The organism is Mycobacterium sp., assembly GCF_039583805.1.
Lineage (GTDB): Bacteria > Actinomycetota > Actinomycetes > Mycobacteriales > Mycobacteriaceae > Mycobacterium.
Window position 1 is genome coordinate 12,114 of sequence record NZ_JAVKSH010000028.1, and the last position, 10,798, is coordinate 22,911.

Below are 10,798 nucleotides of genomic sequence, written 5' to 3' on the forward strand. Positions count from 1 at the left end.
AGCTGTGCCGGTCCACCGCGGCCCACACCAGTTGGCCGACGGCCAGCACCAGCCACGGCACCGACCCGCCCACCGCCCACCGCAGCGGGGCCCGCCGGCTGGGCCGATGCGCCGGTTCGGCCATACCCACGATCCCCGGCGTGCCGTCGTCCACGCTCATGAGGATGCCACCGGCCCCGATCCGGCTGCGCCGGCCCGGTGGCAGCGGCAGCGGGTGGGTATCGTTTCCGGCCATGAGCCCAGCCGCCAGATGGAGCACCGCCGACGTGCCGGACCAGAGTGGCCGGGTCGCCGTCGTCACCGGGGCCAACACCGGGATCGGTTACCACACCGCCGCGGTGCTCGCCCTTCGCGGCGCGCACGTCGTGCTGGCGGTGCGCAACCTGGAGAAGGGCAACGCCGCGCTGGCCCGCATCGTCGCAGCCCACCCGGCGGCCGACGTCACCCTGCAGGCACTCGACCTGGCGTCGCTGGACTCGGTGCGCGGCGCCGCCGACGCGTTGTGCGCGGCGTATCCCCGCATCGACCTGCTGATCAACAACGCCGGGGTGATGTGGACACCCAGACAGCTCACCGCCGACGGCTTCGAAATGCAGTTCGGCACAAACCATCTCGGCCACTTCGCGCTGACCGGGCTGCTGCTGGATCACCTGCTGGGCGTTCGCGGTTCGCGGGTGGTGAGCGTCAGCAGCCTCGGCCACCGGATGCGCGCGGCAATCCACTTCGACGACCTGCAGTGGGAGCGCGGCTACAGCCGGGTCGGCGCCTACGGGCAGTCCAAGCTGGCCAACCTGCTGTTCACTTACGCACTGCAGCGCCGGCTGGCGGCGGCGGACAGGCCGACCATCGCCGTCGCCGCTCATCCGGGCGGCTCCTACACCGAGCTGGCCCGCAACGTGCCGGCCATCTTCAAGCCGGCGGTCGCGGTGCTCGGGCCGGTGCTGTTCCAGAGTGCGGCCATGGGTGCGCTGCCGACGCTGCGCGCCGCCACCGACCCGGACGTGCAGGGCGGGCAGTACTACGGTCCCGGCGGCCCCGGCGAGCAGCGGGGGCATCCGAAGCTGGTGTCATCCAGCGCGCAGTCCCGCGACGAGGAGTTGCAGGAGCGGCTGTGGGCGGTCTCCGAAGAGCTGACCGGCGTCACGTTCCCGGTGTGATGCGCTCGGTTGAGGAACATCAGCGTGTCGTCGCCGAGTTGATCACGGCCCGGCCCGCGGTCTCCGCCGGACTCGTCGACGCCGAGGGCCTGGCGCTGGCCGCCGACGTGGCCGCCGCGGTGTCGCTGCCGGTGTTCGACAACTCCGCGATGGACGGCTACGCGGTGCGGGCCGCCGAGGTGGCGTCCGCAACGGTCGAGCATCCGGTGACACTGCCGGTGGCCGAGGACATTCCGGCCGGACGCACCGACATCCCGACGCTCGCGCCGGGTACCGCGCACCGGATCATGACCGGCGCGCCGATGCCGGCCGGAGCGACGGCGGTGGTGCCGGTCGAGGACACCGACGGGCGCACCGACGTCGTCACGATCACCGCGCCCACCGCCGAGGGACGCCACATTCGCCGCGCCGGCGGGGACGTCGCCGCCGGCACCACGGTGTTGCGGGCCGGGCAGCCGGCCACCCCGGCGGTGGTCGGGTTGGCCGCCGCGCTGGGCCTGTCGGAGCTGACGGTGATCCCGCGGCAACGGGTGCTGGTGATCTCCACCGGAACCGAACTGGTGCCGGCCGGAACGCCGCTGCAGCCGGGCCAGATCTACGAGTCTAACTCGGTCATGCTGGCTGCCGCCGTCCGCGACGCCGGCGGCGAGGTGGTCGCCGCCCCGACCGCCGGCGACGACGTCGCGCAGTTCGGCGCGCTGCTGGACCGCTACGCCGCCCGTGATGGGGGGGTCGACCTGATCGTCACCAGCGGCGGCGTCAGCGCCGGCGCCTACGAAGTGGTCAAGGACGCGTTCGGCCGCGACGGCGACCAGGGCGTGCAGTTCGTCAAGGTCGCGATGCAGCCCGGGATGCCGCAGGGCCTCGGCCGGGTGGCCGGCACCCCCATCGTCACGCTGCCCGGCAACCCGGTCAGCGCGCTGGTGTCCTTCGAGGTGTTCATCCGTCCGGCGCTGCGCGCGGCGATGGGCCTGCCGCATCCGGATCGGCCGCGGCGCTCGGCCGTGCTCGCCGAGACGCTGACGTCGCCGCGCGGCAAGCGGCAGTTCCGCCGCGGGGTGTTCGACGCCGACGCCGGCACCGTGCTCAGTTACGGCCCCCCGGCGTCGCACCATCTGCGCTGGCTGGCCTCGGCGAACTGCCTGCTCGACATCGGCGAGGACGTCACCGAGATCGCCGCCGGATCGGCGCTGCAGATCTGGGATCTCAGCTGAGGGCCGACGCTCCGTAAGATGACCGGGTGGCCCGACGCCCACGCCCCGACCCCGACGACGCGGGAGCACGTCACCTGCTGGCGCTGGCGCGCTCCAGCGTTGTACCGGTGCACCGCGCCGGCCTGCCGTTCGTCGCAGCAGGGCTGGCGGTGGCCGCGGCCGGTCGCCACCACCGGTGGCTGCGGCGGGCCGGCCTGCTCGCCGCGGGCGCGTGCGCCGGGTTCTTCCGGCATCCGCCGCGGGTGCCGCCTGCCCGGCCCGGCGTCGTCGTCGCACCCGCCGACGGGCGGATCTGCGCCGTCGACACCGCGGCACCGCCCGCCGAGCTGAGGCTGGGCGACACCCCGCTGCCGCGGGTCAGTATCTTCCTGTCGCTGCTGGACGCCCACGTCCAGCGCACCCCGGTCAGCGGCGAGGTCGTCGACGTGGTGCACCGTTCGGGTCGCTTCGGCTCGGCCAACCTGCCTGCGGCCAGCGCCGACAACGAACGCACCAGCCTGCGAATCCGCACCGCCGGCGGCGCGGAGATCGTCGCGGTGCAGATCGCCGGGCTGCTGGCGCGGCGCATCGTCTGCTACGCGCGCACCGGGGACACACTGTCGATCGGGGACACCTACGGGCTGATCCGGTTCGGGTCGCGGCTGGACACCTACCTGCCCGCCGGGACCGCGCCGCTGGTCAGCGTCGGTCAACGCGCGGTGGCCGGCGAAACGGTGCTGGCCGAACTGGAATGATCACCAAGCCGCGGCCGAGGCGAACGGTCAACCTGCGCATCCTGCCCAGCTCGATGAGCGTGCTGGCGATCTGCGCGGGGCTCACCTCGATCAAGTTCGCGCTGGAGGCCCAGCCGCACGTCGCGATGGCGCTGATCGCCGCCGCCGCCATCCTTGACGGGCTGGACGGCCGGGTGGCGCGCATCCTCGACGCCGAGTCGCGGATGGGCGAGGAGATCGATTCGCTGGCCGACGCGGTGAACTTCGGCGTCGCCCCGGCGCTGGTGGTCTACGTGTCGTTGTTGTCGGCGCTGCCGGCGGGCTGGGTGGTGGTGCTGCTCTACGCGGTGTGCATCGTGTTGCGGCTGGCCCGGTTCAACGCGTTGCTCGACGACGCCACCCTGCCGGCCTACACCCGGGAGTTCTTCGTCGGCATGCCCGCACCGGCCGGTGCGATCGCGACGCTGGGCCCGCTGGCGGCCAAACTCCAGTTCGGCGAGGGCTGGTGGACGTCGCCGTGGGTGGTGTGCGGCTGGGTGGCGGCCTGCTCGGTGCTGGTGGTCAGCCGGATCCCGATGCGCAAGATGCACGCGCTGTCGGTGCCGCCGAATCTGGCGGCGGTGCTGCTGGCGGCGTTGGCGATCGTCGCGGCGGCGGCATTGCTGTTCCCCTACATTCTGGTGATGGTGGCCATCGTGGCCTACCTGTGCCACATCCCGTTCTCGGTGCGCAGCTACCGTTGGCTGGCCGCGCATCCGGAAGTCTGGGACGAGCGGCCCAAGCAGCGCCGCGCCGTGCGGCGGGCGAGCCGCCGTGAACAACCCCACCGCCGGTCGGTGGCCCGGCTGGGCTTGCGCAAACCGGGCCGCTGACATGACGCCCGCGCAGTCGACGCTGACCGCGCGGCTGAACACCGCAGCGGCCGACTCACGCCGCGGGGTGTTGCGGCTGCGCCCGGAAGCCATTGCTGCGCTTGGTATTCGGGAATGGGACGCGGTGTCGCTGATCGGGTCGCGGACCACGGCCGCGGTGGCCGACGTGGACGCGTTGCTGACCGAGCTGGACGGTGACACCCGGTCGATCGACACGAGCACGCGGCTGGTCGGCTGTTTTCAGCCGACCGCCGGGAACGGATCGACCCATCGCACGCCGGGGAACCGGCTGAAGTCGACATCGGTTGAGCACAGTTCGGCGCCGCTTTCGATGGCCAGGGCGGCCAGGTGGGCGTCGCTGGTCAGGTTGCCCGCAGCGCCGAGCGGAGTCAACAACCCACGCAGCACCGTTGCATGACGGTCGGTCGGATGCAGCACCGTCACGCACGGCTGCTGCAGCCATCCGTCGATCACGTCGAATGCCTCGCCGACCGTCAGCGGCCGGGCGAAAATCGCCGAGCGGGTGGACAGCCGCACGAATCCGACGAGGACATGCCATGCGAAAGCGACGGTGTCCGAACCCGAGAGAGTCTCGTCGAGCCAGTCCCGCGCCGTGTCATGACGTGGCGACGACGCGTCCATCGCGTAGATGAGGATGTTCAGGTCGAGCAGCTTCATTTACGCAGCGCGAGCTTGCGCAGGGTCTGCGCGTCTTCGTCGGCAGCCGCCAGCGCGAGCGCCTTGTCGATGTCGAATCCTTCACGCAGCCCCATGTCGCGACTCGGCGTGCGATAGCGGCGCTGCACCGGCTCGCCGCTCAGCCCACGCCGCACCGCGTCGTTGAGCACCGCCTTGAACGACGTTCCCCGCTCGCGGACTGCGCGCTGCAAGGCGGCGACAACATCTGCGTCGAGCGTCACCGTGGTTCGCATAGCGGCATCATAACAGCAAGATACATGCTGTCATGATGCTAGCGGGGCGCGGGTCCGTCGTCGGACAGCTGGAATTCCACCATCGCGGCGACGGACTCCACCGCTTCCAGCAGCGCCGCCAGCCGGTCCGCCGCCGACGGCGCCGACAGCACGGCGTACCGGTCGGCGTGACCCATCGGGACACGGGATGCCAACGCGTACAGCCGTTTTCCCGCATCACCCTGGGGCGGGCCGAGCAGCACGTCGCGAGCCGGCACGACGGCACCGCGAGCCTGCGCGATCCGCTCGAACACCGCCATCATCTGGTCCTCGGCCGCACGCAACTGGGCATCGGTCACGGCATCTCCGGGCTCGTCGGGCCAGGCCTGCACCATTGCCCGCGGATAGGGGGCGTCCGGCAGCCAGTCGCACACCCGGATCCGCTCTCCCATCCGGCAGCGCAGCGCATACCGCCCGGAGCCGAGATCGACGCACTCGACGATGCCGGCCAGCACGCCCACATCGCAACGGATGTCGCCGCCGCCGACTTCGCCGCCCTGCGAGATCAGCACCACGACAAAATCGGGGTCGGCGTTGCGCAGGCAGTGCTCAACCAGCGCGGTGTAGCGGGGCTCGAACACGTGCAGCGCCAGCTCCTCGTCGGGCAGCAGCGCCGACTCGAGCGGAAACATCGGCCGCTCAACGGGTTCCGGCCCAAGGGCCATCAGATGTCCAACTCGCCGACCAGCGCGTCGACCACCGCGCGCAGGTCTCCGTCATGTTCCTCGGCGACCCGGCGCTGTCGCTGGTAGGACGCGCCCATCCGCGGGATGTCGGCGACCGAGGCCAGCTCGTCGGCGCAGTGCAGCGACTTCGCGACCGGCTCCAGGCGCTCCAGCAGATCGGAGAGGTCGTCGGTGACCAGCCGTTCGTTGCTGTCGGCGTCCAGGATGATCACCGCATCCAGCCCGTAGCGGGCGGCGCGCCACTTGTTCTCCTGCACATGCCAGGGCGGCATGGTCGGCAGCGTCTCGCCGGCGTCGAGCCGACGGTCGAGGTCGACGACCAGGCAGTGCGTCAACGCCACCAGCGCGGCCAACTCCCGCAGATTGGAGACCCCGTCGCACACCCGCACCTCCACTGTGCCAAGATGCGGCGAAGGTCTTATATCCCAACGGATTTCATCCATGTGGTCGATGATTCCGGTCTTCTTCTGGTCATGGACGAAACGCTCGAACTGCCGCCAACTCGCGAAGTGGAACGGCAGTCCGGCGGTGGGCAGCTGCTGGAACATCATGGCCCGGTTGCTGGCGTAGCCGGTGTCCTCACCGCCCCACCACGGCGAGGACGCCGACAGCGCCAGCAGGTGCGGGTAGTAGTTGAGCAGCGCGCTGACGATCGGCATCACCTTGTGCGCGGAGCGGATTCCGACGTGCACATGCACCCCCCAGATCAGCATTTGCCGGCCCCACCACTGGGTGCGCTTGATCAGCTCGGCGTAGCGTGGCGCGTCGGTGAGTTTCTGGGTGGACCACCGCGCGAACGGATGCGTCCCCGCGCAGAACAGCTCCATGCCACGGGCGCGGACGATCTCGCGGGCGGTGCCCAGTGTCCGACGCACATCGTCGATCGCCTGGGCGGTGCAGTCGCACACCCCGCTGACGATCTCGACCGTGTTGCGCAGCAATTCCTTGTGCACGCAAGGGTTTTCGCCGATTTCGGCGATGACCGCGGTAGCCTCGTTGCTCAGGTCGCGGGTCTGGGCGTCCACCAGCGCGAACTCCCATTCCACGCCGACGGTGGGCCGTGGGGACCGGGCGAACTCGATGTGGGCCGCAGCCCTGCTGGCCGGCCCGCTACCCGGCGCCGATGACACCGCACGCCACCCGCTTGCCGGCGTCACCGGTGGACATCGTCGTCTCGTCGGGGCCCGGTGTCCCGTTGACCTGGGTGTAGCGCTCCGCGGGGATGTTGGAGAAGTTGTCCGCGGCGGCGTGGATGATGATCGAGGTCCCGTCACCGGCAAACAGCTCTTCTTTGGTGAACCCGTCGGTGGTGGTCACCAGCAGCCCGGCGCCGTCCTGGCGTACCTGAAGCGACGTCAAGTCACCGCTCTCGGGGTCTCCGGTGTGCCCCGGAGCCTGGTAGTGCCCCCCGGCGGAGAGAAAGTTCCCGGCCGGACCGCCGGCCGGGGCCACCGAGTTGGGCTCGCATTTGCCCACCCGGTGCACGTGCAGGCCGTGGAAGCCGGGTGACAGCTGCCCCACGCCGACGGTCTGCACGGTGACGGTGACATAACCCTTGTCCGAGCCCCCGTTCGAGCCCTTGTCGAACTCGAACGTCGCCGTCGCCACGGTGGTGCCGTCGGGCGCCTTCAGATTGGTGGTCAGGCTCTCCGGCGCCACCGGCCCGGCCTCGGGCGGTGCGGTCTGCGGCGCCGCGGATCCGGTCCAGACCGGCGGCGTGGTCCCGGGCGCCGAGGACGGCGACTCGTTAGGTGCGCAGGCGCTCAGCAGCGCGACCGGGGCGACGAGTGCCGCCGACGAGGCGGCGGCGAGGGCTGTGCGAATACTGGGCTTGAGCATGCCCGAAAGCCTATCCCGCCACCACCACGATGACCCCCGGAGGCTGGTCGGAGACCTCGGGGATTCGCGGTTCGACCGGCGCGCCCAGCGCCTTTCCGACCGCGTCGGCGGCATCACGCTCGCCCGGCTCACCGCCGTAGTACACCGTGGTGGTCGTGACGTCCGGCAGGGACAGGTTGCCGACCTCGGTGACGGGGTAGCCGTCCGCCTTGAGCTGGTCGGCGACGCGCCCGGCCACACCCTCCTGCTCGGAGATGTTGTACACCCGCACATCGGGCTTCGCCGGGACCTCCGTCGGCGATGCCATGGTGCTGGTCGTCAGGGCGGACACCGAGTCGTCGTCGGAGCTCCCGCTGGAGCCCATCGCCTGGAAACCCACCAGCAGGAAGATCACACCGAGAAACAGCAGCACCATCACCATGGCCCGCAGAGGTAGCCCGGAGGAATCCGGAACGCGTTCACTCATCGAGGCCACTGTAGCCAGGTGTTACCCGAAAACCACACCGCGCCGAACAGGCGGCTGCGACGTGAGGGGGCGCTACGGCACGTCGAAGCCGAGCCGGCGCGCCGCGCGTGCCTTCTGCCGGCTGGCGCGTAGTCGGCGCAGCCGCTTCACCAGCATCGGGTCGGCGGCCAGGGCCTCGGGCCGGTCGACCAGGGCGTTGAGCACCTGGTAGTAGCGCGTCGCCGACATGGCGAACAACTCTCTGATGGCTTCTTCTTTGGCCCCGGCGTACTTCCACCATTGACGTTCGAACGAGAGAATGTCGTGCTCGCGACGGGTGAGCCCGTCGGCGAGCGGAGAGTCGTCGCCTGATCGATTAGCCCGCGCCATGGCGCTGTCCATAGTGCTTCCTCGACCCTTCCGGCGAATTCCCGAATTCTCGCTGTATCGGCGCTTATTCAACCACGCCCGCAACTGTTGTCGGGTAACCGCGCCCCGCGAGTCGCGGCCGGTGTTGCGGGCCGCGTCGTCGGCGGCCTTAAGCTTGCCGACCATGGCGGTCGTACCCATTCGTATCGTGGGAGATCCGGTCCTCCGCACTCCCACCGCGCCGGTTGCGGTGGCCGACGACGGCTCGCTGCCCGCCGACCTGCCGAAGCTGATCAGCACCATGTACGACACGATGGACGCCGCGTACGGAGTTGGGCTGGCCGCCAACCAGATCGGCGTCGGGTTGCGGGTGTTCGTCTACGACTGCGCCGACGACCGCGGACAGTCCGAACGACGCCGCGGCGCGGTCGTCAACCCGGTGCTGGACACCTCGGCGGTGCCCGAGACGATGCCCGACCCCGACCACGACGACGAGGGGTGCCTCTCGGTGCCCGGCGAGTCGTTTCCCACCGGCCGCGCGACGTGGGCCCGGGTCACCGGACTCGACGCCGACGGCCGCCCCGTCACCCTGGAGGGCACCGGGCTTTTCGCGCGGATGCTGCAACACGAGACCGGCCACCTCGACGGGTTCCTCTACCTGGACCGGCTGGTCGGCCGGCATGCCCGCGCCGCCAAACGCGCGGTCAAATCCCACGGTTGGGGGGTGCCCGGATTGTCGTGGACGCCGGGTGAGGGTCCGGACCCGTTCGGCCACCGATGACCGCCCTGCCGAACGTCGGCGCACGAGTCAGCGTGCGGTACCGCCGCCCGCCCGGGTCCGAGCCGCCGTTCTCCGACGCGGTCGGTCACCTCGTCGCGGTCGAGCCGCGAGTGCGGGTGCAGACCAACGACGGCGAGCTGGTCGAGTTCTCGCCCGCCGACGTGGTCACGGTCCGGCGGCTCACCGACGCGCGGGTGCGCAACTCGCAGATCCGCGCGGTCGAGCACGCTGCGGCGCTGGCATGGCCCGGCGTCGAGCAGCAGTGGCTGCGGGGCTGGCTGCTGCGCGCCGGCCACGGATCGACTCGTCGCGCGAATTCAGCTGTCCCACTGGACTTTTCAGCTCGACGGGATGCGGTGCCGACAATCGTCGACTGGTATGCGAGCCGAGGCCTGCCACCGCTGCTGGCCATCCCGGACCGGCTGATCCCGCTGGCCGCCGACGTGGCCGCCGAATGCGAGGCCCGGATGCTGGTGTGCGACCTGTCCGGCGTGACGCCCGCGGCACGGTCGTCGCCGAACGTGACGCTGCAGGAACGCCCGAGCCCCGACTGGTTGGCCTGCTACGCCCGCGACGTGCCCGTCGACGTGCTGACCGCCGTGGTCGACGGCGAGATCACGTTCGCGAGCCACAAGGACGTCGCCGTCGCACGGGCGGCGGTGACCTCGGCGCCCGACGGTGTCCGCTGGGTGGGACTGTCGGCGGTGCGGGTCGTCGACGCCGGCCGCCGCCGGGGACATGCCCGGGCGCTGTGCGCGGCACTGCTGGCATGGGGCGCGGGGCAGGGCGCAACCCGCGGCTACGCGCAGGTCGTCGACGGGAATGTCGCCGCGCTCGCGCTGTTCGCCGCGCTGGGATTCACCCCGCAGCACCGCTGCCGTTACCTTCCGGCGCAGGCTTTGCTGGCGACGTAGGGTCGGGGTCATGCCCGACGGCGTGCTGCGGCTGGCCACCTGGAACGTCAACTCGATTCGCGCCCGGCTCGATCGGGTGCTCGGGTGGCTGGCGCGGGCCGAGGTCGACGTGCTGGCCGTCCAGGAGACCAAGTGCGCCGACGCCCAGTTCCCGGCGCTGCCGTTCTTCGAGCTCGGCTACGAGGTGACGCACTTGGGTGTCGACCAGTGGAACGGTGTGGCGATCGCATCCCGGGTCGGCCTGGGCGAAGTCGAGTTCGGCTTCGAGGGCCAGCCGGGCTGGAACGGCCGGCCCGAAGCCCGCGCGCTGGCCGCCACCTGTGCGGGCGTGCGGGTGTGGAGCCTGTATGTGCCCAACGGCCGGGCCCTGGACGATCCGCACTACACCTACAAGCTGAATTGGCTTGCCGCGCTGCGTAACACAGCAGACAGATGGTTGCGCGACGACCCGTCGGCGCAGATCGCGCTGGCCGGGGACTGGAACATCGCCCCGAGTGACGACGACGTGTGGAGTGTCGAGTACTACCGCGGCGCCACCCACGTCTCGGCGGCGGAGCGCGCCGCCTTCACCGCCGTCCTCGACACCCGATTCACCGACGTGGTACGGCCTTTCGCGCCGGGGCCAGGCGCCTACACCTACTGGGACTACACCCAGTTGCGCTTTCCGAAGGCACAGGGGATGCGCATCGATTTCATCCTGGCGTCGCCCACCCTGGCCGCCCGGGTCGTTGACGCGCGGATCGTGCGCGACGAGCGCAAAGGCAAGGCGCCCAGCGACCACGCGCCGGTCGTGGTCGATCTGCGCCGCCCGTGACGGTGCTTTCCCTGTACCTTTGC

At 70.9% G+C, this 10,798-nt stretch carries 14 protein-coding genes and 2 pseudogenes; 8 read left to right on the forward strand and 8 right to left on the reverse strand.

The window, feature by feature from the left end:
- A pseudogene (locus tag ABDW21_RS05575) lies at positions 1-235 on the reverse strand (hypothetical protein); the annotation flags it as partial.
- Here ABDW21_RS05575 and ABDW21_RS05580 point away from each other — a divergent pair.
- From ABDW21_RS05580 to ABDW21_RS05600, 5 genes and pseudogenes are all read left to right on the forward strand, one after another.
- On the forward strand, positions 234-1,157 hold the full coding sequence (locus tag ABDW21_RS05580) for an SDR family NAD(P)-dependent oxidoreductase (protein WP_343600594.1): 924 nt from the start codon (positions 234-236) through the stop codon (positions 1,155-1,157). The pseudogene ABDW21_RS05575 and the gene ABDW21_RS05580 sit on opposite strands and share 2 nt — an antisense overlap.
- Complete coding sequence (glp, locus tag ABDW21_RS05585) at positions 1,157-2,371, forward strand: gephyrin-like molybdotransferase Glp (RefSeq protein WP_343600606.1); 1,215 nt, start codon at positions 1,157-1,159, stop codon at positions 2,369-2,371. Before ABDW21_RS05580 ends, glp begins: the two co-directional genes overlap by 1 nt.
- A 26-nt stretch (positions 2,372-2,397) precedes the next feature.
- Entirely contained in the window at positions 2,398-3,105 is a 708-nt protein-coding gene (locus ABDW21_RS05590; protein ID WP_343600593.1) for a phosphatidylserine decarboxylase, read from the forward strand.
- Positions 3,102-3,956 carry a CDP-diacylglycerol--serine O-phosphatidyltransferase gene (pssA, locus tag ABDW21_RS05595; RefSeq protein ID WP_343600592.1) on the forward strand — a complete coding sequence of 285 codons (855 nt, stop codon included), beginning with the start codon at positions 3,102-3,104 and terminating at the stop codon, positions 3,954-3,956. The genes ABDW21_RS05590 and pssA overlap by 4 nt, the downstream gene beginning before the upstream one ends.
- A gap of 1 nt (position 3,957) precedes the next feature.
- Positions 3,958-4,119, forward strand: a pseudogene (locus tag ABDW21_RS05600) (hypothetical protein); the annotation flags it as partial.
- Between the two features lie 77 nt (positions 4,120-4,196).
- Here the strand turns inward: ABDW21_RS05600 and ABDW21_RS05605 are convergent.
- The 7 genes from ABDW21_RS05605 to ABDW21_RS05635 all read right to left on the reverse strand — a co-directional run bounded on the left by ABDW21_RS05605 (position 4,197) and on the right by ABDW21_RS05635 (position 8,299).
- Positions 4,197-4,634 carry a type II toxin-antitoxin system VapC family toxin gene (locus ABDW21_RS05605; protein ID WP_343600591.1) on the reverse strand — a complete coding sequence of 146 codons (438 nt, stop codon included), beginning with the start codon at positions 4,632-4,634 and terminating at the stop codon, positions 4,197-4,199.
- Complete coding sequence (locus tag ABDW21_RS05610; RefSeq protein WP_343600590.1) at positions 4,631-4,888, reverse strand: CopG family transcriptional regulator; 258 nt, start codon at positions 4,886-4,888, stop codon at positions 4,631-4,633. Before ABDW21_RS05610 ends, ABDW21_RS05605 begins: the two co-directional genes overlap by 4 nt.
- Positions 4,889-4,926: 38 nt before the next feature.
- On the reverse strand, positions 4,927-5,592 hold the full coding sequence (locus ABDW21_RS05615; protein ID WP_343600589.1) for an LON peptidase substrate-binding domain-containing protein: 666 nt from the start codon (positions 5,590-5,592) through the stop codon (positions 4,927-4,929).
- Entirely contained in the window at positions 5,592-6,743 is a 1,152-nt protein-coding gene (locus ABDW21_RS05620; protein WP_343600605.1) for a glutamate--cysteine ligase, read from the reverse strand. Before ABDW21_RS05620 ends, ABDW21_RS05615 begins: the two co-directional genes overlap by 1 nt.
- Entirely contained in the window at positions 6,724-7,452 is a 729-nt protein-coding gene (locus tag ABDW21_RS05625) for a superoxide dismutase family protein (RefSeq protein ID WP_343600588.1), read from the reverse strand. Before ABDW21_RS05625 ends, ABDW21_RS05620 begins: the two co-directional genes overlap by 20 nt.
- 10 nt (positions 7,453-7,462) lie before the next feature.
- Positions 7,463-7,918 (reverse strand): LytR C-terminal domain-containing protein, encoded by a 456-nt coding sequence (locus ABDW21_RS05630; RefSeq protein ID WP_343600587.1) that lies wholly within the window; start codon positions 7,916-7,918, stop codon positions 7,463-7,465.
- A gap of 72 nt (positions 7,919-7,990) precedes the next feature.
- Positions 7,991-8,299, reverse strand: coding sequence for a DUF3263 domain-containing protein (locus ABDW21_RS05635; RefSeq protein WP_343600586.1), 309 nt, complete (start codon positions 8,297-8,299; stop codon positions 7,991-7,993).
- A gap of 151 nt (positions 8,300-8,450) precedes the next feature.
- Here ABDW21_RS05635 and ABDW21_RS05640 point away from each other — a divergent pair, with 151 nt between their 5' ends.
- Genes ABDW21_RS05640 through ABDW21_RS05650 form a run of 3 tightly spaced genes read left to right on the forward strand, consistent with a single transcriptional unit; the run spans position 8,451 to position 10,775 of the window.
- On the forward strand, positions 8,451-9,047 hold the full coding sequence (locus tag ABDW21_RS05640) for a peptide deformylase (RefSeq protein WP_343710175.1): 597 nt from the start codon (positions 8,451-8,453) through the stop codon (positions 9,045-9,047).
- Complete coding sequence (locus ABDW21_RS05645; protein WP_343600584.1) at positions 9,044-9,961, forward strand: GNAT family N-acetyltransferase; 918 nt, start codon at positions 9,044-9,046, stop codon at positions 9,959-9,961. Before ABDW21_RS05640 ends, ABDW21_RS05645 begins: the two co-directional genes overlap by 4 nt.
- Positions 9,962-9,986: 25 nt before the next feature.
- On the forward strand, positions 9,987-10,775 hold the full coding sequence (locus tag ABDW21_RS05650) for an exodeoxyribonuclease III (protein ID WP_343710179.1): 789 nt from the start codon (positions 9,987-9,989) through the stop codon (positions 10,773-10,775).
- The last annotated feature ends 23 nt before the right edge of the window (positions 10,776-10,798 follow it).

What these genes read in the sequence shown, in the direction of transcription:
- ABDW21_RS05580 (WP_343600594.1), top strand. Translation starts at nt 234, where the DNA reads ATGAGCCCAGCCGCCAGATGGAGCACCGCCGACGTGCCGGACCAGAGT.
- glp (WP_343600606.1), top strand. Translation starts at nt 1,157, where the DNA reads ATGCGCTCGGTTGAGGAACATCAGCGTGTCGTCGCCGAGTTGATCACG.
- pssA (WP_343600592.1), top strand. Translation starts at nt 3,102, where the DNA reads ATGATCACCAAGCCGCGGCCGAGGCGAACGGTCAACCTGCGCATCCTG.
- ABDW21_RS05605 (WP_343600591.1), bottom strand. Translation starts at nt 4,634, where the DNA reads ATGAAGCTGCTCGACCTGAACATCCTCATCTACGCGATGGACGCGTCG.
- ABDW21_RS05610 (WP_343600590.1), bottom strand. Translation starts at nt 4,888, where the DNA reads ATGCGAACCACGGTGACGCTCGACGCAGATGTTGTCGCCGCCTTGCAG.
- ABDW21_RS05615 (WP_343600589.1), bottom strand. Translation starts at nt 5,592, where the DNA reads ATGGCCCTTGGGCCGGAACCCGTTGAGCGGCCGATGTTTCCGCTCGAG.
- ABDW21_RS05625 (WP_343600588.1), bottom strand. Translation starts at nt 7,452, where the DNA reads ATGCTCAAGCCCAGTATTCGCACAGCCCTCGCCGCCGCCTCGTCGGCG.
- ABDW21_RS05630 (WP_343600587.1), bottom strand. Translation starts at nt 7,918, where the DNA reads ATGAGTGAACGCGTTCCGGATTCCTCCGGGCTACCTCTGCGGGCCATG.
- ABDW21_RS05635 (WP_343600586.1), bottom strand. Translation starts at nt 8,299, where the DNA reads ATGGACAGCGCCATGGCGCGGGCTAATCGATCAGGCGACGACTCTCCG.
- ABDW21_RS05640 (WP_343710175.1), top strand. Translation starts at nt 8,451, where the DNA reads ATGGCGGTCGTACCCATTCGTATCGTGGGAGATCCGGTCCTCCGCACT.
- ABDW21_RS05645 (WP_343600584.1), top strand. Translation starts at nt 9,044, where the DNA reads ATGACCGCCCTGCCGAACGTCGGCGCACGAGTCAGCGTGCGGTACCGC.